Genomic DNA, 20,638 nt, shown 5'->3' on the forward strand with positions numbered 1-20,638 from the left:
AGGGAGCCGCAAGGCTCCCTTTTTACTGGCGTTGGCTATCCATTACATGATGTGGTGGCCAATCCACCAGGCAACCGCGGCGACGAAGGCCGATGCGGGAATCGTGAAGATCCAGGCCCAGACGATATTGCCCGCCACGCCCCAGCGCACGGCCGACATTTTTTGCGCCGAGCCGACGCCGACGATGGCGCCCGTGATCGTGTGCGTGGTCGACACGGGAATGCCCAGCGCCGTCGAGACGAACAGGGTGATGGCGCCGCCCGTTTCGGCGCAGAAGCCGCCGACGGGTTTCAACTTGGTGATCTTCTGGCCCATGGTCTTGACGATGCGCCAGCCGCCGAACAGGGTGCCGAAGCTGATGGCCGTGTAGCACGAGATGATGACCCACATCGGCGGCATCTGGTCGTTCACGTTCGAGTAGCCGGCCGCGATCAGCAGCATCCAGATGATGCCGATGGTTTTTTGCGCATCGTTGCCGCCGTGGCCCAGGCTGTAGGCGGCTGCCGATGCCAGTTGCAAACGGCGGAACCACTTGTCGACCTTGCGCGGCGTCGAACGGACAAAAATCCACGACACGATCAGCATCATGATGGAGCCGAACACGAAGCCCAGCACGGGGGCGATGACGATGAAGGCCACGGTTTTCCACAGGCCGGCCGCGACCAGCGCGCCCGTGCCCGACTTGGCGACGGCCGCGCCCACCAGGCCGCCGATCAGGGCGTGCGAGGACGACGAGGGAATGCCGTAGTACCAGGTAAACAAATTCCAGAAGATGGCGCCCATCAGCGCGCCGAAGATCACGTACTGGTCGATCACGGCCGGGTCGATGGTGCCCTTGCCCACCGTGGCGGCCACGGTCAGCTGGTGGAACACGAAGATGGCGACGAAGTTGAACGTGGCGGCCATGGCAACCGCGGTCTGCGGTTTCAATACGCCCGTCGAGACCACCGTGGCAATCGCGTTGGCGGCATCGTGGAAGCCGTTCATGAAGTCAAACAGCAGCGCGAGGACGATCAACAGGCCTAGCACGTAGATGCTGATTTGTATGGTCATTATAGTTTCTTTTCTGATTCTGGTTCAGGACAGGCCCAACGCTTACGCGTTTTCGACGATGATGCCTTCGATAATATTGGACACATCTTCGCAACGGTCGGTCACGGTTTCCAGAATTTCGTAGATCGCTTTCAGCTTGATCAGGTTGCGCACATCCGGTTCGTCGCGGAACAGCTTGGACATGGCGGCGCGCATCACGTGGTCGGCGTCCGATTCCAGGCGGTCGATCTCTTCGCAGATGGCGACGATCTTGCGCGAGTTGTCCATATTGTGCAGCATGGCGACGGCGTCGCGCACTTTCTCGGTACAGGCCAGCACCAGTTCGGCCAGGCGCTTGGCTTCCGGCGTGACGGCTTTCAGGTCGTACAGCGAAACGGTCTGCGCTGCGTCTTCCAGCAGGTCGAGGATATCGTCCTGGCGCGTGATCAGCTGATGGATGTCGTCGCGGTCGATCGGCGTGATGAAGGTCTTGTGCAGCATTTCCACGGTGGCGTAGGTGACTTTGTCCGCCTGTTTCTCGATGCTTTCGATCGCATGCACGCGGTTTTCCAGGTCGTCGAAATTGGTCATCAGGCCGAGCATCTCTTTCGCGCCCTTGACGCACAATTCCGCGTGCTGGTTAAACAATTCAAAAAACTTGCCCTCAGTGGGCATCAAGCGTCCAAACATGTCATTCTCCGTTAAGCATTGAGTCGTGTTATTTACTACAGAAAGCCGCCCCGTATGAGGGGGCGGCCAATGGAATATCAGTGCTGCTGAGTCTTAGTCGCCTTGGTAAAGCGCCAGGCCACCACTGTAATTGCCAAATTTGGTGTACTGCCCCATGAAGGTGAGGCGGATGCTGCCGATTGGACCGTTACGTTGTTTGCCGATGATGATTTCGGCCGTCCCCTTGTCCGGCGAGTCGGGGTTATACACCTCGTCGCGGTAAATGAACAGGATCACGTCGGCATCCTGCTCAATAGCGCCCGATTCGCGCAAGTCGGACATCACGGGACGCTTGTTCGGGCGTTGTTCCAGCGAGCGGTTCAACTGTGACAGCGCGATCACGGGGCAACCGAGTTCTTTCGCCAGGCCTTTCAAGCCACGCGAAATCTCGGAAATCTCCGTGGCGCGGTTGTCGCCCGGCGTATTGGCCGACATCAGCTGCAAGTAATCGACGATGATCAGGCCCAGCTTGCCGCACTGGCGCGACAAACGGCGCGAACGGGCGCGCAATTCGATGGAATTGAGCGCCGGCGTTTCATCGATGTACAACTGCGCGTCGTTCATCTTCTGGATTGCATTCGTCAGGCGCGGCCAGTCTTCGTCGTTCAGGCGGCCCGTGCGCAGGCGGTGCTGGTCCAGCTGTCCGACGGAGCCGAGCATACGCATGGCCAGCTGGGCGCCGCCCATCTCCATCGAGAACACGGCCACGGGCAAGCCGCTGTCGATGGCCACGTTTTCGCCGATGTTGACGGAAAACGCCGTCTTGCCCATCGACGGACGGCCCGCCACGATCACCAGGTCGCCCGGCTGCAGACCCGAGGTCATGCGGTCGAGGTCGATGAAACCGGTGGGCACGCCCGTGATTTCACTCTGGTTGTCGCGGCTGTACAGTTCGTCGATGCGCTCGACCACTTGCGTCAGCAGGGGCTGGATGGCGGTCCAGCCCTGGGCGCCGCGCGCGCCTTCTTCGGCGATGGCGAAAATCTTCGACTCGGCCTCGTCAAGCATCTGCTTGACTTCCTTGCCTTGCGGGCTGAAGGCCGTGCCGGAGATATCGTCCGCGACGGTGATAAGTTTGCGCAGCACGCCGCGGTCGCGCACGATCTCGGCATAGCGCCGGATGTTCGCGGCCGATGGCGTGTTTTGCGCCATGGCGTTCAGGTAAGCGAGTCCGCCCACGTCATCGGCCTTGCCGAGCTGGGTCAGGGTTTCAAAAACAGTAATGACATCGGCTGGCTTGGAAGCGTTAACCATCTTGACGATTTGCTCGAAGATGATGCGATGGTCATAGCGATAGAAATCCTCCGCATGCATGAAGTCGGCGATGCGGTCATAGGCGGCATTGTCGCGCAGCAGACCACCGATAACGGATTGTTCTGCTTCGATCGAATGCGGCGGAATACGGAGGGAATCCAGTTGCGGATCAGAGGGGGCGTTCATGGCGCGAATTATACCCGCTTCGGCGTGCCGGCAAAAATAAAGGGCTGAAAATGAGCGAAAAAAAGGCCACAAAAAAGCCGGGCGAACCCGGCTTTTCATAGTACGGCAGCGCTTGCGGGCCAGGCCCGCAGACGATTACGCGTTCGCGTCTGGAACGACAGCGATAACAACTTCCACGACCACGTCGGTGTGCAGAGCAACCGAAACGTTGTGCTCGCCAACGATCTTCAGCGGGCCGGTAGGCATGCGGATTTGTGCTTTTTCAACAGCAAAACCTTGCTTGGTCAGCGCTTCAGCGATGTCGAAGTTGGTGACGGAACCGAACAGACGGCCATCGACGCCAGCTTTTTGAGCAACTTGAACGGTCAGGCCGCTCAGTTTTTCGCCCTGGGCTTGCGATGCGGCCAGTTTGGCGGCAGCAGCTTTTTCCAGTTCGGCGCGCTTGACTTCGAATTCAGCCACAGCGGTTGCCGTAGCACGACGTGCCAGGCGTTGCGGGATCAGGAAGTTACGTGCGTAACCGTCTTTGACTTTGACGACTTCGCCGAGGTTACCGACGTTTACAACTTTTTCTAACAGAATGATTTGCATAGTTCTTCTCCAGGAATATCTGACCGATTAAGCGTGGTGCAGATCGGTGTATGGCAGCAGCGCGAGGAAGCGAGCGCGCTTGATTGCGGTGTCGACTTGGCGCTGGTAGTGCGCTTTGGTACCGGTCAGGCGTGCTGGCATGATCTTGCCGTTTTCCTGGACGAAGTCTTTCAGCGTGTCGACGTCTTTGTAGTCGACTTGCTCAACGTGCGCTGCCGTGAAGCGGCAGAACTTCTTACGTTTGAACAAAGGGTTTTGCTGTTTGCGTTTTTCTTTAAGCTTGAGCTTATTTTTGTCGAACTTTTTACCGAATGCCATGTCAGGCTCCTGTATCTAAAATGCGCTAGTCAGAATTGACTGCACTAAAATCAATGATGTGAAACACCAAACTCTTGCTGTTGCGGCTCTTCCTGGCCAGGAAACCCGTGAACTGATACACCCCGCCCAAGCTTGCCTGACTGAACCGGCCTGAAATTTCGCCAGCGGCTAGCGCGGCAACATCAAACTCGGTCAAACGGGCAATCCCTGCTTCCATCTGCTGCGAACTGTGTTGCAATACTGCATTCACAATCGGCAGTCCTGCCGGGGTGTAGCGCAATATTTCGCGCTCGGCAATGATGGCGGTGACTTGTAGCTGGTTCAGCGCACGATCCTGGTCAAGAATTAAGCTGCTGCTGCGGCTGGAGCGGCTGCTGGTGCTTCGGTGCGGTGGCTTTTGGCCGCGTCTTCGCGTTGTACCGATTTCATCATCGGCGAAGGAGCTGTTTCAGCTTTCTTCATTTTAACGGTCAGGTGACGCAACACGGCATCATTGAATTTGAATGCTGTTTCCAACTCGACCAGGGTCTCGTTGTCGCATTCGATGTTCAGGCAGATGTAGTGTGCTTTAGGCAGCTTTTGGATCGAGTAAGCCATTTGACGGCGGCCCCAATCTTCCACGCGGTGAACCGAACCGCCGCGGGTGGTTACGCTGGCTTTGTAGCGTTCGATCATCGCGGGCACTTGCTCGCTTTGGTCCGGATGGACGATAAAGACTATTTCATAATGACGCATGCAAACTCCTTCAGGTCGGATTGATAATCGCCCACCCCGGCGTCAAGACGGGTGTGGGAAGGTCAGCCGAAGATTATAACCGCCTTTTGCAAACGTTTCAATCATTGCTTGCGCCAGCACCCGAAAAGCCCGCGGACCACCGTGCTTTTCGACCGGGAACAAGTATTTCTTGCGAAATTCGCCGAAAACACGGAAATCCCCTTGCATAGTGGGCGATACTGTACAAAAATACAGACTGTTCATATAGACAGCATTTTAGTATGCACCCACCGCTCATGATCAAGCTGACAGCACGACAAGAACAAATCCTGAACCTGATCAAGGACGCGATTGAAAACACGGGCTTTCCTCCCACCCGTGCCGAAATTGCCAATGAACTGGGTTTCAAATCGGCCAATGCGGCCGAGGAGCATTTGCAGGCCCTGGCCCGCAAGGGCGCGATCGAGATTTCGCCCGGCACCTCGCGCGGCATCCGCCTGATCGGCGCGGCAGCCGAAGCGCCGCCATCGAAAGTGCCGGCGGCACTGCTGATGTCGCTGCCCCTGATCGGCAGGGTGGCCGCCGGTTCGCCCATCCTTGCCCAGGAAAACCTGGAAGCGAGCTACAACGTGGACCCCGCCCTGTTTTCGGCCAAGCCCGACTTCCTGCTGAAGGTACGCGGCTGGTCCATGCGCGACGCCGGCATCATGGATGGCGATTTACTGGCCGTCAAAAAGGTCGACAGCGCCAAGAATGGCCAGATCGTCGTGGCCCGCATCGGCGACGAAGTCACGGTCAAGCGCTACAAGAAGACGGGTTCCGTCATCGAATTGCTGCCGGAAAACCCCGATTTCAAGGTCATCACCGTGTCGCCGGAAGATGAATTTGCCCTGGAAGGCTTAGCAGTCGGCTTGATGCGCAGCTGGCACTGATTGAGCGCGCCCTCATAAACCTACTGCGCAGCCCACTCTCGGGCATCCGTTGCTCGCTAGCTGGGCGCCCCCCGTACAATGTACAGCTCCGCTACTCAACCCGATATTGGACTTGCTCGCTACGGTTTCTGAAGGCACGAAGACATTACCATTGAACGGCGAAAAACAAAGGGCCGCAACAGCATGACTGTTGCGGCCCTTTTCATTTGTCCGGCGACTTATACATCGAGTGCTTGGCGGAAATCCTCGAGCAGATCCACCTCATCCTCGATACCGACGGAGACGCGGATCAGCGATTCGGCGATGCCCATGCTGGCGCGGCGCTCGGCGCCCATCTCGTAGAAGATCGTGTGGGCGACGGGAATGACCAGGGTGCGCGTGTCGCCGAGGTTGCTCGCTGGAATGGCCAAATTCAAACGATTGAGGAAATCGAAGCAATCGATGCCATCCTTCAATTCAAAGCTGAACAGCGAACCATAGCTGCGGAACAGGTCGCTCGCCAGCGCGTGCTGCGGGTGCGACGGCAAGCCCGGGTAATGCACGGCCGCCACTCTCGGGTCGGCCTGCAACATGGTGGCCAGCGCCAGGGCGTTCGAGCAAGTGCGGTCCATGCGCAAGGCCATGGTTTCCGCGCCGACGGCGATATGGTGCGCCGCTTCCGGCCCCAGGGACGCGCCGAAGTCGCGCAAGGCCTTGGCGCGGATTTGCGCGATGCCCCACTGCGCGGGCGCCGCCTTCTTGTAGTTCTCGAAAATATTCGGATACTGCGTCCAGTCGAACACGCCCGTGTCCGTCAAGCTGCCGCCCAGCGCATTGCCGTGGCCGCCAATGGATTTCGTCAAGGCGTTGACCACGAGGCCCGCGCCCACGGCTTTCGGGCGGAACAAATACGGCGTCGTCATCGTGTTGTCGACGATGTACAAGATGCCCTTTTCGCGGCACAGGTCACCGATTTTTTTCAGGTCGGCGATCTGCGTGCGCGGATTGGCAATGGTTTCCACGAACACGATGCGCGTGGCAGGCGTGATGGCGGCCGCCACGTTGGCTACCTCGGTGGCGTCGACGAAGGACACGGCGATGCCCTGCCCCGTCACCGTTTGCCACAGGCTGTTGGTATTGCCGAACAAAAAGGCCGACGAGACGACATGGTCGCCCGCGCGCAGCAGCGACTGCACCACGGCGCCGATGGCGCCCATGCCGGTGGCGAAGCACAAGGTCGCCACGCCGTCTTCCATCTTGTTGACCTTGTCTTCCAGCGCGGACACGGTGGGGTTGCCCTGGCGGCCATAGCGGAAACCGGGCTCCTTGCCCTGGAATACGGAAGCGAGCTGGCGCGCATCGGCATAACCAAACGCGACGGAAGTGTGCACGGGCTTGTGCAGCGAACCATGCTCGATGCCCTTGCGGCGGTCGTTATGCAGGATGGTGGTGGTAAAGCCGTAGTTTTTTTTATCGTTCATGATCGCGGAGCAAAAAAAGCCCGGCGCTAGCCGGGCAAGATAATTACGCTTCTGTCGTTGCCAGGTTCAGGTTCAGCTGGGAACGCGGCGTATCTTCGGGCGCTGCCGCCTTCGGATGGTGGCGCGCATATTCCAGGCGGTCCAGGTATTCCTGCGACACGTCGCCCGTCACGTAGACGCCGTCGAAGCACGAGGCCTCGAAGTTGGTCAGTGCCGGGTTGACGTCGGCGATCGCCTGCTTGAGCGCGCCGATATCCTGGTAGACCAGGTAGTCGGCCGTGATTTCGCGGCACACTTCTTCCGTCGTGCGGCCGTAGGCGATCAGCTCGTCGCGCGTCGGCATGTCGATGCCGTACACGTTCGGATAGATGACCGGCGGCGCGGCCGAGGCGAAGATGACTTTCGTCGCGCCCGCTTCACGCGCCATCTGCACGATTTCACGGCTGGTGGTGCCGCGCACGATGGAATCGTCGACGAGCAAGACCACTTTATCCTTGAATTCGGACGGGATCGCGTTGAGCTTCTGGCGCACGGATTTCTTGCGCGCCGCCTGGCCCGGCATAATAAAAGTGCGGCCGATGTAGCGGTTCTTGATGAAGCCTTCGCGGTATTCGATGTTCAGCGCCATGGCCAGCTGGATGGCGGCCGGACGCGAGGAATCGGGAATCGGCATGACCACGTCGATATGCACGCCTGGCAATTCGGCGCGGATCTTCTCGGCCAGGTATTCGCCCATTTTCAGGCGCGTGGCGTACACGGAGGCGCCGTCGATGACGGAGTCGGGACGGGCCAGGTAGACGAATTCGAACACGCACGGGTTCAGGCTGGCATTGTCGGCGCACTGGGCGCTGTGCAATTTCTTGTCGGCATCGATGAAGACGGCTTCGCCGGGACCGATGTCGCGCACGAAGCGGAAGCCCATGCCTTCCAGGGCCACGGATTCGGAAGCGATCAGGTATTCGGGACCCTGCTCCGTTTCATTGATGCCAAGGCACAGCGGGCGGATGCCGTGCGGGTCGCGGAAGGCCAGCAAGCCCACGCCGGCGATTTGCGCGACGGCGGCATAGCCGCCCTTGACGCGACGGTTCAGCACGGTCACGGCCTTGAAGATGGCTTCCGGGTCCAGGTTCAGGCCCGTCGTCGCTTCCTGGATTTCATGCGCCAGCACGTTGAGCAGCACTTCCGAATCGGAATCGGTATTGATGTGGCGGCGGTCGTTCTTGAACATTTCCAGCTTCAACTGTTCCCAGTTGGTCAGGTTGCCATTGTGCGCCAGGGTGATGCCGAACGGCGCATTCACATAGAACGGCTGTGCTTCCTCTTCGCTCGACGAACCGGCCGTCGGGTAGCGGCAATGGCCGATGCCCGTCGTGCCTTGCAGCGAACGCATGTTGCGCGTGCGGAAGACGTCTCGCACGAGGCCGTTGGCCTTGTGCATGGAAAACATACTGCTGTGATTGGTCGCAATCCCTGCCGCGTCCTGACCGCGATGTTGCAGGAGCAACAATGCATCATAGAGCAATTGATTGACAGGTTGATGGGAAACGACGCCGACGATGCCACACATGGTGTGCTCCTAAACTGTGCTACTGATTTTAAAAAAATTCAAAATTTCACATGCTGCGCGTAAGCGGCAGGCAGATAAGGCTTGATCGCGCGCGCGCCCTGTTCCGCGAGCGGACTGAGCAGCGCGTTTTTCCAGAATGGCTGCTGCGGTATGGAAGTCATGCCACACAAGATGACGGCGGTCAGCACGATCACAAGGCCCCGCGCCACGCCGAACAGGCTGCCCAGGGTGCGGTCGGCCAGACTCAGGCCTGTCACCTTGACGAGCGCGTCAACCGTCATGGACAGCAATCCCATCAAAATGCGCACGCCGATGAACAGCACCACGAAAGCCAGCAATAAACGGATCGCTTCGCCCGGCACGGCTTCCGGCAGAAATTTCGCCAGGGTGGCGCCATAGGCATTGGCAATGACGAACGCCACGATCCAGCTGACCAGGGACAGTATTTCCTTGACCAGGCCGCGCATCATGCTGATCAGCACGGAAGTCACCAGCACGAACAGCACCAGGTAATCGAAGATCGTCACGCGCATTCAGCCTTGCAACATCACGCCGGCACCAGCGAGCCGCCCAGGCCCAGCTTTTGCAACTTGGCGCGCGTCTTTTCCGCGTCTTCGCGGCTGCCGAACGGTCCCACGCGCACGCGGATGCGCTCGCCCGCCGGACTGGAGACTTTCTGCGTGTACGACTTGATGCCCGCTTCGCGCAGCTTGTCCTGCAATTCATCGACCTTGTCCTGCGTCGCCAGCGCCGCCACCTGCACCACGAACTTGCCGCTGCCGGCGTCGTGGGCCTTGTCTTGCGCTTTTTCTTGCGGCTTGTCTTGCGGCTTGCCTTCCAGGATCGCCAGCGCGCGCGCGGCATCGTCGGCCGATTGCGCCGGCTTGGCAGGTTTGGCCTCAGGCTTGGCTTCGGGCTTTACTTCATGCTTCGGTTCAGGCTTAGGCTCGTGTTTCGGCTCCGGCTTGGCTTCATGCTTCGGCTCGGGCTTCGGTTCCGGTTTCGGCTCCACCTTGACAGGCTTCGGTTCGGGCTTGGGTTCGGGTTTCGGCTCCACATAGGCCGGCTTGACCGGTACAGGCTGGGCGGCGGCCAGCACGGGGGCCGGCGTCGGCTTGGCCGCAGGCGGCAGCGGCGCGTCGACGATTTCCTCGGACTGGTCCAGGCCATTCGATGCGGCCTGGACCGGAACGGCCGGCACAGGCGCCGGTGCAGGCGCCGCCTTTTCCTTCGACGGAATGTCGATGGCGATATCGTTGAACGGTGCTTTCGGCTCCGAATCGAGCAGCATCGGCAAGCCGACGGCGACGCCCAGGGCCAGGGCGACGGCCCCGACCAGGCGGCGGCGTGCGCGCTTTTTTTCAGGCAAGACCGGATCCGGTGCTTCCTTGCCGCCACGGCGCGATCCGCCGCCACCCGAGGTGTTGGCGGCGCGCTTGCGGGTCGGCGACTGTGCTTCGCCAGGGACATAAAAGCCGCTGTCTTCGCCAGAGGATTCTTGCTTGTTTTTAAACAGTTTCGAGAACAAGCCCATGCGTGATTTTCAGTCGAGTGCGTTTCAGTGAAGTGAGGATTTTCGGGCCTTCATCACGCCTGCAACGGTGAGGAAAGAACCAAAGACCACAATTCTATCATTCTCACCGGCCCGGCTCATTGCATTTGCAAAAGCTTGTGCCGGATCATCGAAAATAGACACAGTATGTTCGCTGCTGTCGGGCTTATCATCGAGCATGATCTGCACCTTGGCGGCCAGCTCGGAAGCCGTGGCCGCGCGCGGCGAAGGCAGGCCCGTCAGGCACCAGTGGTCAACGTGTTCACTCATCGCGGCCAGCACGCCATCGATATCCTTGTCGTGCATGGAACCGAATACGGCATAGGTGTACGGGTGGAAACCCATATTACCGAGGTTCTGGTTCAGCGCCGACGCAGCGTGGGGGTTGTGCGCCACGTCGAGGATCACGCTGGGGCGACCAGGCAAGACCTGGAAGCGGCCCGGCAGTTCCACCGTCACGAGGCCCGTGCGCACTTCCTGCGCGCCCACGGGCAGTTTCAGCTTCAGCACTTCCAGCGCGGCCAGCACGGCCGTCGCATTGAGGATCTGGTTGGCGCCGCGCAAGCTCGGGTAGGCCAGCGAATTGCGGCGCTGCTCGCGCCCGCCGTAGTTCCACTGCTGCTTGTCGCCCGAATAGTTGAAATCGCGGCCCATCAGCCACAGGTCGGCGCCGATGGCCTCGGCATGGTCGATCAACGATTGCGGCGGCACGGGGTCGCTGCAGATGGCCGCCTTGCCCGGACGGAAGATGCCCGCCTTTTCAAAGCCGATCGCTTCGCGCGTGTCGCCCAGGTAATCCGTGTGGTCGATATCGACGCTGGTGACGATGGCCACGTCCGCGTCGATCACGTTGACGGCATCCAGGCGCCCGCCCAGGCCCACTTCCAGGATGGCCACGTCCAGGTTGGCTTGCGACAGCAGATGCAAAATCGCCAAGGTGGTGAATTCGAAATAGGTGAGCGGCGTATCGCCGCGCACGGCTTCGACGGCCTGGAAGCTGGCGACGAGCTGCTCGTCGCTGGCCATCTCGCCCAGCACGCGCGCGCGCTCGTTAAAATCGAGGAAATGCGGCTTGATGTACAAGCCCACTTTGTAGCCGGCACGCAACAACACGGATTCCAGCATGGCGCAGGTGGAGCCCTTGCCATTCGTGCCCGCCACCATGATCACGGGGCAAGTAAAAGCGAGCTGCATGCGCGCCTTGACGGCTTGCACGCGGTCCAGGCCCATGTTGATCTGGGTTTCCGAATGGCGGGTTTCCAGCATGGCGAGCCAGTCCGGCAATGACGTAGGGAGGTTTTGCATGGGAGACTTCTTGAAGGATGCGATGCGCAAGGCGCAGAAGAGATATAACGAGGCAGGACGATGTAGGTCGGGTTAGGCCAAAGGCCGTAACCCGACGCCAGCGGTAAATTAAGCCAGCACTTCAACAGCCTGGTTTTGCAACAAGGCCAGCAAACGGGCGATTTCTTCGCGCATCTTGCGGCGGTCGACGATCATGTCGACGGCGCCCTTGGTGACGAGGAACTCGGCGCGCTGGAAGCCTTCCGGCAGTTTTTCGCGCACGGTGTTTTCAATCACGCGCGGGCCGGCAAAGCCGATCAGCGCTTTCGGTTCGGCAATGACCACGTCGCCCATGAAAGCGAACGAGGCGGACACGCCGCCCATGGTCGGGTCGGTCAGCACGCTGATGAATGGCAATTTCTTTTCCGACAGCTTGGTCAGCATGGCCGTGGTTTTCGCCATCTGCATCAGCGACAGCAAGCCTTCCTGCATGCGCGCGCCACCGGTGGCGGTGATGCAAATGAACGGCACTTTCTGCTCCAGCGCGATCTGCGCGCCGCGCACGAAGCGCTCGCCCACGACCGAGCCCATGGAGCCGCCCATGAATTCGAATTCGAAGCACGCCACGACTACTGGCAGGCTCATGATGGCGCCGCCCATGACGACCATCGCATCCGTCTCGCCAGTCGCTTCCATGGCGGACTTCAGGCGGTCCGGGTATTTCTTGCTGTCTTTGAACTTCAGGGTATCCACGGGCAGGATTTCCTGGCCGATTTCATAGCGGCCGCCCGCGTCGAGCAGGCTGTCGAGGCGTTCACGCGCGCGGATGCGCATGTGGTGGTCGCATTTCGGGCACACGTGCAAATTCGATTCCAGGTCCGTACGGTACAGCACGGCTTCGCACGACGGGCACTTGACCCACAGGCCTTCCGGCATGGTCTTGCGCGCGGCCGCATCAGAACGCTGGATGCGCGGTGGCAGCAGTTTTTCCAACCAACTCATATTTTCTCCTTGGGCCCTTGTAGGGGTAGCGTCGGTGGACGCCCCCGGCAGACGGTCAACGGCAACGCCCCGCGGGGCGCCACCAAAAATTTTATCTATTGCACAATAACAGGCAAATCAGTGGCCGAAGTGTAGCCGTTTATCGCCGGGCTGTCGAACTTTGCCGCCAACGCATCTTGCGTAAACGGCAAGCTTGCTCAGGCGTCCAGTGCGGCGCGGATGCCTGCCGTAAAGCTGCGCACGGCGTCGACGGCGCCACCTTCCGGGGCATTTTCAATTTCCTGGATGATGCGGCTGCCGATCACGACGGCATCGGCCACCTTGGCGACGGCCTTGGCCGTGGCCCCATCGCGGATGCCGAAGCCCACGCCGATGGGTAATTTTACATGCTGGCGGATGGCCGCGAGGCGTTCCGCCACCTGTTCCGTATCAATGTTGCCGGCACCCGTGACGCCCTTGAGCGACACGTAATAGCTGAAGCCGCCGCCAACCTTGGCCACTTGCGCGATGCGCTCTTCGGTCGAAGTGGGAGCCAAAAGAAAAATCAGGTCGAGGCCCGCTGCGCGCATGGCGGCGCCGAACTCCTCGCACTCTTCCGGCGGATAGTCGACGACGATGGCGCCATCGGCGCCGGCCGCTTGCGCTGCTGCAATGAAGGCGGCGCTGCCGATGCGCTCGATGGGATTGGCATAGCCCATCAGCACCACGGGCGTCGTCTGGTTCGTTTCACGGAACTGGCGCACGTAGCCGAACACGTCGTGGATGCCGACATTGAATTTCAAGGCCCGTTCGCAGGCGCGCTGGATGACGGGGCCTTCGGCCATGGGGTCGGAAAACGGCACGCCCAGCTCCAGGATGTCGGCGCCGCCCTCGACGAGCGCGTGCATCAGCGGCACGGTGGCGTCGGGGCCGGGGTCGCCGGCGGTGATGAAGGTGACCAGGGCGGTCTTGTTGTTGGATTTTAATTGGGCGAAGGTGGTGGCGATACGGGACATGGTGAGCTTTCGTGGTGATGGATAGAGGAAGTAATTTCAACCCAGGAGCAAAGACCGGGGTCGGACCCTGAGGGTCCGACCCCAGCCGTTATTGGGGTCTCAGGAGAAATTGAGTCCCATGCGTTCCGCCACGGTATGCATGTCCTTGTCGCCACGGCCCGACAGGTTGGCCAGCACGATCTGGTCTTTCGGCAAGGTGGCCGCCAGCTTGGCCGCGTAGGCCAGCGCGTGCGACGACTCCAGGGCCGGGATGATGCCTTCGATATGGCAACAGTCGTGGAAAGCCTGCAGCGCCTCGTCATCGGTGATCGACACGTATTGCGCGCGACCCGAATCTTTCAGCCACGCGTGTTCCGGCCCCACGCCCGGATAGTCGAGGCCGGCCGAGACGGAATGCGTCTCGATGATCTGGCCGTTGTCATCCTGCAGCAGATAGGTGCGGTTGCCATGCAGCACGCCCGGGAAGCCGGCCGTCAGCGAAGCCGAATGCTTACCTGTGTCCAATCCCTCACCAGCCGCTTCCACGCCGATCAGTTTTACATCCTTCTGGTCGATGTACGGGTAAAAGATGCCCATGGCGTTCGAGCCGCCGCCGATGCAGGCGACCACATAGTCGGGCTGGCGGCCCGTCATTTCCGGCATCTGCACCAGACATTCCTCGCCGATCACGGACTGGAAGTCGCGCACCATCATCGGGTAAGGATGGGGGCCGGCCACGGTACCGATGATATAAAAGGTATTCTCGATGTTGGTGACCCAGTCGCGCATGGCTTCGTTCAGCGCATCCTTGAGTGTCTTCGAACCCGATTCGACGGGCACAACGGTCGCGCCCAGCAATTTCATGCGGTACACGTTCTGCGCCTGGCGCTTGACGTCTTCGCTGCCCATGTAGACCACGCATTCGAGGCCGAAGCGGGCGCAGATGGTGGCCGTGGCCACACCATGCTGGCCGGCGCCCGTCTCGGCGATGATGCGCGGCTTGCCCATGCGCTTTGCCAGCAGGGCCTGGCCGATCACGTTGTTGATCTTGTGCGCGCCCGTGTGGTTCAAGTCTTCGCGCTTGAAATAGATTTGCGCGCCGCCCGCCATCTCGGACCAGCGCTTGGCGTGGTAGATGGGCGAGGGACGGCCGACGAAGTGTTTCAGCTCGTAGCGGAATTCTTCGAGGAATTCCGGGTCCGCGCTGTAGCGCGCATAGGCGTCTTTCAGTTCGGCCAGTGCATGCGTGAGCGTTTCGGCAACGAAGGAGCCGCCGTACGGGCCGAAGTGACCGCGCAGGTCGGGAAACGGGTAATCGGTAGCGTGGAACAATGCGGCGGCTGCGCCGGGCGAGTTGGTGTGGTCATTCATGGTGGTTTCCTCTGGCAATGATGGCATCGGCATCCCCCACCGCGGCGATAAACGCGCGGACTCGGGATGCGTCCTTGATGCCCTTGGACGCTTCGACACCACTGCTGATGTCGACGGCGTAAGGGCGCACGCGCACCACTGCGTCAGTCGCGTTTTGTACGCTCAAGCCACCACTTAAAACGACCCGAGGCGCGAGTTCTTCTGGAATGAGGGACCAATCGAATACCTTTCCTGCACCGCCGTAGGCATCCACATAGGTATCGAGCAAGAGGCTCGAGAACAAGGGGCTGGCGGCGCGATAGCGCTGTTCGTATTCTAGCAAATCTTCAAAGCGGGTGTCGGGTTTGACGCGGAACACTTGCGTAAACGGCGTATTCACGGCACCGGCGAGCGCCGCGCTGTGCTCAGGCGTCTCGTCGCCATGAAATTGCAGCAGAGATAAAGGCGCCACGGCCCTGGTGGCCCGCACCTCGTCCACGGTGGCATTGACGAACAGGCCCACCGTCGTCACGTAGGGCGGCATGGCCGCGATCAGACCCGCTGCCTGCCCGGGCGTCACGTAACGGGGGCTTTTCGGATAAAACACGAAACCGATGGCGTCGGCGCCCGCCGCCACGACAGCCTGGATGTCTTCGACGCGGGTCAGGCCGCAGATCTTGATGCGTGTGCGTGGCATGTTAATCCTTTATTGATGCAGATCAAAACCAGGGCAAAGCGCTGCTGCTGTCTTGCGGCAAGGCCCATTTCGGATCGTAATCGATCTGTGCCAGGTACAGGCCGTCCGGCATGAAGGTGGGCGCCGCCGCGTGGCGGTCCTTGCTTTCCAGCAAATGCCCGAGCCAGTCGGGCTTTTCTCGTCCCGTGCCGATGTAGACGAGCGAACCGACCAGGTTGCGCACCATGTGGTGCAGGAAGGCATTGGCCGTAATCGTAAAAATCACGCAATCGCCGCGCCGCTCGATACGGATGTCATGCATCAGCTTGACGGGCGACTTGGCCTGGCATTGCGCGGCGCGGAACGCCGTGAAATCGTGCCAGCCCAAGAGCGGCTGCACGGCCTGGCGCATTAGTTCCACGTCCAGCGGACGGAAAAAGAAACCGGCGCGCCCCTCCACCAGCGGCGAACGGGTGGCGTTGTTGTACAACACATAATGATAGGTGCGCGCGCGGGCGCTGAACCGGGCGTGGAAGTAGTCATTGACCGTCGGATCGCCGTCGAGTTCCTTTGCCCAGCGCACGGCGATCGATTTGGGCAGGAAGGCGTTGACGCCGCGCACCCACGAGTGCACGTCACGATTCAGTTCCGTATCGAAATGCACGACTTGCTCAAGCGCATGCACGCCCGTATCCGTGCGGCCGGCGCAAGTGGTGGCCAGGCGCACGCGGGCAAACTGTTCCAGCGCGTTTTCCAGCTGGTCCTGCACCGTCTGCCCGTCTTCCTGTTTCTGGTATCCATGCCAGGCCGTGCCGTCGTACTGCAGGCCGAGGACGATACGCTTCAATGGCGTTGCTGTCGTAATATTTTGCATCGAAGCATTATACCGGCGCAAAGGCGGCCCCGCCTCCCGACGACACCAGCGCCTGAGACGGCGTTCAGGGCCAGGCGCATGGTCGAAGACAGTACGAATAGTACGGCGAGACCGTGCAACGCAGCCATGGACGTCGTATCAGGTGCTGGAAAGCGAACGAGACGGCGTTCAGGGCCAGGCGCGCGGTCGAAGACAGTACGAATAGTACGGCGAGACCGTGCAACGCAGCCATGGACGTCGTATCAGGTGCTTAGCTCAGCAAAGCTCTCATGGTATTCGCCTTGGCGACCTGCTCTTCGCTGCCACCCTTGATGACCTCATCGATCAGCTCGCGCGCGCCTTCCTTGTCGCCGATTTCCTGGTATGCGATCGCCAGGTCCAGCTTGGTATCCATTTCCATGTGGATAGCCGACAACGGGTCGTCCACGCCCACGCTGGCCGTCTTGCCATCGTTGAGATCCAGGTCGATGCCGGACAGGTCGAATTCCTGTGCGGGCGGTATCGCTTCCGGCAAGCTCGCCGGCGCTTGCGCATCGTCGAACAGGCTGTCGAGGGAAGGCTCGGCCGCCGCGACGGGCGCGGCAGCCGGCGCCACGGGTTCGTCGAGGTCGAAGTGGGCCAGGTCGACATCCTTCAAGGGATCAGGCAATGGCGTCAAACCGGCGCCCACGCCATTGACGGGGCCGGCAGGCGGCTCCAGGTCCAGGCCGAAATCCATGCTGGCGTCATACTGCGCATCGTGCGCGGCAGGGACCGGCTTGCTGTCCGGCCCAGGCATGACGATCGGCTCGCTGGTGGAAACAGGTTCGAAATCGAGGCTGTCGAGGTCAAAGTCGAGGGGGTCGCGCGCATCGCGGGCCGTCACGGAGGAGACCGGCTCGGCCGGCGCCAGGTCGGCCAGCGGCGCGGGCGGCTCGTCGGGCAAGTCCATGCTCTGGCCATGCACGTCGTCGCCGGCTGCCTTGCTCAGGCTGACCACGGCGTCGTCTTCCGTATCGCCATACAGGGGATTGGTGGGATCGAGCGCCAGTCCCAGCGCGGCCGCCTGCGGCCACTCCTCGCCCTGGCCACGCGTCAGACTGTAGAGCTCGCTGGCCTGGTCTTCAAACGCGCGCACGTCGTTGCGGGCCGAATAGATTTCCAGCAGCTTCAGGCGGGCCGCATGGCGTTCCGGGTGGATGCGCAAGGCTTCCTTGAGGATGTCTTCCGCCTGACCATCGCGGCCGTAAGCGATATACACGTCCGCTTCGGCGACGGGGTCCGTTTCATTCGCATCGAGCATGCTGGCGCCCGCCGCGGCGGCCACGCCGGCAGCGGCCGCGCCCGTACCGAACAGGTGATTGCTCGCTTCGGACTGCTGGTCTTCCGGCGCCAGGCCGGACGGCGGCGTCACGGGCGCTTCCGGTTCCGGCTCGACCACGGGGGCGATATCGCCCTGGGCTGGCTGCGGCGTCTCCTTGCGGCGCCGCGCGACCACCAGTGCGGCCACGGCCGCCAGCAGCGCGGCGATGCCGATGCCGATGGCGCCCAGGTGGTCATTGATCTTGTCGGTAATCGTCGGCTCCAGCGGCGATGGTTTTTTCACCAGCGGCACCGGTTTGACCTTCGGTGCGGCAGGCTGAGGTGCGGGCGGCTGCGCCTCGGCCGGCGCGCTGGCGGGTGCGCTGGCAGCGGCCTCGGCCGGTTTGGCGGGTGCGGGGGCGCTCTTGTCGGCCATGGCCTTGCTCTTGACCGCCATCAACTTTTCCAGGTCGCTGACGTTCTTTTCCAGCTCCTTGACGCGTGCAGCGGCTTCATCGACCTGTTTCGCCTTGGCGATCTTGTCTTCCTCGCTGGCGACGGCGCTCTTGCCGGCCGACTTGGCCGCCGGCTCCGCCTTCGACAGTTTCAGCTTGTCTTGCGACTCGCTCACGGCCGTCGGCTTTTCCTGCACCTTGGTCGCACCGATCTTGCCGGCCGTGCTTTGCGTCGCTTGCGCGGCCTTGGCCGGCTTACTTTGCGACACCTGACCTGCCAGCTTGTTGCGGTAGGCCTCGAAATCGATGGCGTGCGCCGTCACGATGCCCTTCGCTTCAGCCGCACCGGTAGCGCGCACGGCGTCCGCGCCAGGCACGGCCAGGATGCGCCCGGCCTGCATGCGGTTCATGTTCTCGCCCTTGAAGGCGTCGGGATTGGCGCGGTACAGGGCGACGAGCATCATGTCGAGCGACACGCCCGAAGGCTTCAGTTCGCTGGCGATGCGGCTCAGGGTGTCGCCCGTCTTGACCTTGTATTCCCCGGCCGGCTTTTTCGCCGCAGCTGGCGCAGCATCGGCCGCCGCCTTGCCTTTGCCCGGTTCGGCCGGCGCCGTCACTTGCGCGCCGCGCGTCTGGCGCGCTTCCGGCGTGTCGAGCACGAACGCATATTCGCGCACCTGGCGACCGCTCTTGCCGCTCAGTTCCAGCAAGAGATCCACCATGGGCTCGGCCACCGGTTGCGCCGAGCTGATGCGGATGAAGGGCTTGCCATTGCGGTTTTCCACGGCAAACGTCAAAGCGTTCAATGCGGGATTGAATTCCACGTTGGCCTGGCGATAGGCCTCCGGCGGCGCCAGCTTGGCCAGCAGGCTGGCTGCCTCGCCTGGCTTGATGGCCGATAATTCGACCTCGGCGCGCAGCGGCTGGCCGGCGGCGGACAGCACCGTGATCTTGCCCAGCTCGGCTGCGGATGCCGCCGGTGACAATAACACCGCACAGGCGACAGCGCTGCTGAGTGTTTTAATGGCAAGGGAGGCGACCCGGGGACGAGTGTGTACAGGCATAGTTGGCGGCATCTTAGTTGACATGGGAAAACAGTTACTTTTCCAGAGGTATCAACATATCATCATGCCCAGAGCTATGCAAGCTCCGCATGGTTGAGCCTTGACGGGCTCAGGGCGAAAAAAAAGCCGGGAAAACAGCCCCGACTTGATCCGCATCAGCAATTAATTGCTGATTTATTGCTGTTACGCATCCAGCAAAATACGCAGCATGCGGCGCAGCGGCTCGGCCGCGCCCCACAGCAACTGGTCGCCCACGGTGAATGCGGACAGGTATTCGCCGCCCATGCTCATCTTGCGCACGCGGCCGACGGGAATCGTCAGGCTGCCCGTGACGGCTGCCGGCGACAGGTCGCGCACGGACGCTTCGCGCGTGTTCGGCACGAATTTCACCCATTGATTGTTGCTGGCGATGATGTCATTGATTTCATCGAGCGGCACGTCTTTCTTCAGCTTGATGGTCAGCGCCTGCGAATGGCAGCGCATGGCGCCGATGCGCACGCACAGGCCGTCGACGGGAATTTCCTTGGTGCCGAAATCGATGCCGCGGCCGAGGATCTTGTTCGTTTCCGCGCCCGCCTTCCACTCTTCTTTCGACTGGCCGTTGCCCAGGTCCTTGTCGATCCACGGGATCAGGTTGCCGGCCAGCGGCGCGCCGAATTGCTTGATTTCATCCGGCGAATAGCCGTGCTGGGTGGCCAGCACCTGGCGGTCGATTTCCAGGATGGCGGACGCCGGGTTTTCCAGCAGCGCCTTGACGGAGCTGTTGATGGTGCCAAATTGCGTCAGCAGTTCGCGCATGTGCTGCGCGCCGCCGCCCGATGCCGCCTGGTACGTCATCGACGTCATCCAGTCGATCAGGTCGTGCTGGAACAGGCCGCCCAGGCCCATCATCATGCACGACACGGTGCAATTGCCGCCGATATAGTTCTTGACGCCCTTGCCCAGCGCATCCTTGATGACGTGCAGGTTGACGGGGTCGAGCACGATGACGGCGTCTTTTTCCATGCGCAAGGTCGAGGCCGCATCGATCCAGTAACCGTTCCAGCCGCTAGCGCGCAGCTGCGGGAAGACGGCGCTCGTGTAGTCGCCGCCCTGGCAGGAAATGATGATGTCGCACTTGGACAGTTCGGCGATGTTGTTGGCATCCTTGAGGATGGTTTCATTCTTCGCCATGGCCGGCGCCGCGCCGCCCGTGTTCGAGGTGGTGAAAAACACCGGTTCAATGTGGGCGAAATCGCCCTCTTCCTGCATGCGCTGCATCAGGACCGAACCGACCATACCGCGCCAACCTACCAAGCCAACTAATTTCATTACCATTCCTCAAGATGAGACGGCGACTGCCA

At 61.2% G+C, this 20,638-nt stretch carries 21 protein-coding genes; 1 reads left to right on the forward strand and 20 read right to left on the reverse strand.

Annotation, left to right across the window (positions count from 1 at the left end; translation table 11 throughout):
- Nucleotides 1-42: 42 nt before the first annotated feature.
- The 8 genes from AC3RCG_RS21485 to AC3RCG_RS21520 form a co-directional block, all read right to left on the reverse strand.
- Nucleotides 43-1,056: an inorganic phosphate transporter gene (locus tag AC3RCG_RS21485; protein WP_070221141.1), complete on the reverse strand. Its 1,014-nt coding sequence runs from the start codon at nt 1,054-1,056 to the stop codon at nt 43-45.
- Nucleotides 1,057-1,095: 39 nt separating this feature from the next.
- A complete protein-coding gene (locus AC3RCG_RS21490; RefSeq protein WP_010400015.1) occupies nt 1,096-1,722 on the reverse strand; it encodes a DUF47 domain-containing protein in 627 nt (208 codons plus the stop codon).
- Between the two features lie 93 nt (nt 1,723-1,815).
- Nucleotides 1,816-3,201 (reverse strand): replicative DNA helicase, encoded by a 1,386-nt coding sequence (locus AC3RCG_RS21495; protein WP_034750488.1) that lies wholly within the window; start codon nt 3,199-3,201, stop codon nt 1,816-1,818.
- 135 nt (nt 3,202-3,336) lie between these two features.
- The gene (gene rplI / locus AC3RCG_RS21500) at nt 3,337-3,792 is read right to left on the reverse strand and encodes a 50S ribosomal protein L9 (RefSeq protein ID WP_034783456.1); all 456 of its coding nucleotides are present in this window, start codon (nt 3,790-3,792) and stop codon (nt 3,337-3,339) included.
- 27 nt (nt 3,793-3,819) lie between these two features.
- Entirely contained in the window at nt 3,820-4,110 is a 291-nt protein-coding gene (gene rpsR / locus AC3RCG_RS21505) for a 30S ribosomal protein S18 (protein WP_010400024.1), read from the reverse strand.
- Between the two features lie 25 nt (nt 4,111-4,135).
- Entirely contained in the window at nt 4,136-4,435 is a 300-nt protein-coding gene (priB, locus tag AC3RCG_RS21510) for a primosomal replication protein N (RefSeq protein WP_034783455.1), read from the reverse strand.
- 20 nt (nt 4,436-4,455) lie between these two features.
- A complete protein-coding gene (gene rpsF, locus AC3RCG_RS21515; RefSeq protein WP_034750499.1) occupies nt 4,456-4,845 on the reverse strand; it encodes a 30S ribosomal protein S6 in 390 nt (129 codons plus the stop codon).
- A gap of 42 nt (nt 4,846-4,887) precedes the next feature.
- Nucleotides 4,888-5,088, reverse strand: a complete 201-nt coding sequence (locus AC3RCG_RS21520) for a hypothetical protein (protein ID WP_139143063.1) — start codon at nt 5,086-5,088, stop codon at nt 4,888-4,890.
- A gap of 32 nt (nt 5,089-5,120) precedes the next feature.
- Between AC3RCG_RS21520 and lexA the strand changes: the two genes are divergently transcribed.
- On the forward strand, nt 5,121-5,756 hold the full coding sequence (lexA, locus tag AC3RCG_RS21525; RefSeq protein WP_034750502.1) for a transcriptional repressor LexA: 636 nt from the start codon (nt 5,121-5,123) through the stop codon (nt 5,754-5,756).
- Nucleotides 5,757-5,974: 218 nt separating this feature from the next.
- Here the strand turns inward: lexA and AC3RCG_RS21530 are convergent, their stop codons facing one another.
- The 12 genes from AC3RCG_RS21530 to asd form a co-directional block, all read right to left on the reverse strand.
- Nucleotides 5,975-7,216 carry a cystathionine gamma-synthase family protein gene (locus tag AC3RCG_RS21530; protein WP_492402045.1) on the reverse strand — a complete coding sequence of 414 codons (1,242 nt, stop codon included), beginning with the start codon at nt 7,214-7,216 and terminating at the stop codon, nt 5,975-5,977.
- 43 nt (nt 7,217-7,259) lie between these two features.
- Nucleotides 7,260-8,783: an amidophosphoribosyltransferase gene (purF, locus tag AC3RCG_RS21535; protein ID WP_034750508.1), complete on the reverse strand. Its 1,524-nt coding sequence runs from the start codon at nt 8,781-8,783 to the stop codon at nt 7,260-7,262.
- 38 nt (nt 8,784-8,821) lie between these two features.
- Entirely contained in the window at nt 8,822-9,310 is a 489-nt protein-coding gene (locus AC3RCG_RS21540; RefSeq protein WP_070221159.1) for a CvpA family protein, read from the reverse strand.
- A gap of 20 nt (nt 9,311-9,330) precedes the next feature.
- Nucleotides 9,331-10,317, reverse strand: a complete 987-nt coding sequence (locus AC3RCG_RS21545) for an SPOR domain-containing protein (protein WP_070221138.1) — start codon at nt 10,315-10,317, stop codon at nt 9,331-9,333.
- A 24-nt stretch (nt 10,318-10,341) separates the two neighbouring features.
- Nucleotides 10,342-11,640 (reverse strand): bifunctional tetrahydrofolate synthase/dihydrofolate synthase, encoded by a 1,299-nt coding sequence (gene folC, locus AC3RCG_RS21550; RefSeq protein WP_492402043.1) that lies wholly within the window; start codon nt 11,638-11,640, stop codon nt 10,342-10,344.
- 108 nt (nt 11,641-11,748) lie between these two features.
- Nucleotides 11,749-12,621, reverse strand: coding sequence for an acetyl-CoA carboxylase, carboxyltransferase subunit beta (accD, locus tag AC3RCG_RS21555; protein WP_010400390.1), 873 nt, complete (start codon nt 12,619-12,621; stop codon nt 11,749-11,751).
- 197 nt (nt 12,622-12,818) lie between these two features.
- Nucleotides 12,819-13,616 (reverse strand): tryptophan synthase subunit alpha, encoded by a 798-nt coding sequence (gene trpA / locus AC3RCG_RS21560; RefSeq protein WP_070311155.1) that lies wholly within the window; start codon nt 13,614-13,616, stop codon nt 12,819-12,821.
- A 99-nt stretch (nt 13,617-13,715) separates the two neighbouring features.
- Nucleotides 13,716-14,966 (reverse strand): tryptophan synthase subunit beta, encoded by a 1,251-nt coding sequence (trpB, locus tag AC3RCG_RS21565; protein ID WP_230505754.1) that lies wholly within the window; start codon nt 14,964-14,966, stop codon nt 13,716-13,718.
- Nucleotides 14,959-15,642 (reverse strand): phosphoribosylanthranilate isomerase, encoded by a 684-nt coding sequence (locus AC3RCG_RS21570; protein WP_492402041.1) that lies wholly within the window; start codon nt 15,640-15,642, stop codon nt 14,959-14,961. The genes trpB and AC3RCG_RS21570 overlap by 8 nt, the downstream gene beginning before the upstream one ends.
- A gap of 22 nt (nt 15,643-15,664) precedes the next feature.
- Nucleotides 15,665-16,468: a tRNA pseudouridine(38-40) synthase TruA gene (gene truA, locus AC3RCG_RS21575; protein WP_121670173.1), complete on the reverse strand. Its 804-nt coding sequence runs from the start codon at nt 16,466-16,468 to the stop codon at nt 15,665-15,667.
- A 277-nt stretch (nt 16,469-16,745) separates the two neighbouring features.
- Nucleotides 16,746-19,223: a motility hub landmark protein FimV gene (locus tag AC3RCG_RS21580; protein WP_276208645.1), complete on the reverse strand. Its 2,478-nt coding sequence runs from the start codon at nt 19,221-19,223 to the stop codon at nt 16,746-16,748.
- A 255-nt stretch (nt 19,224-19,478) separates the two neighbouring features.
- On the reverse strand, nt 19,479-20,606 hold the full coding sequence (gene asd / locus AC3RCG_RS21585; protein WP_071653796.1) for an aspartate-semialdehyde dehydrogenase: 1,128 nt from the start codon (nt 20,604-20,606) through the stop codon (nt 19,479-19,481).
- Nucleotides 20,607-20,638: the final 32 nt, after the last annotated feature.

The sequence above is a fragment of the Janthinobacterium sp. GW823-FHT01H08 genome (genome assembly GCF_058797855.1).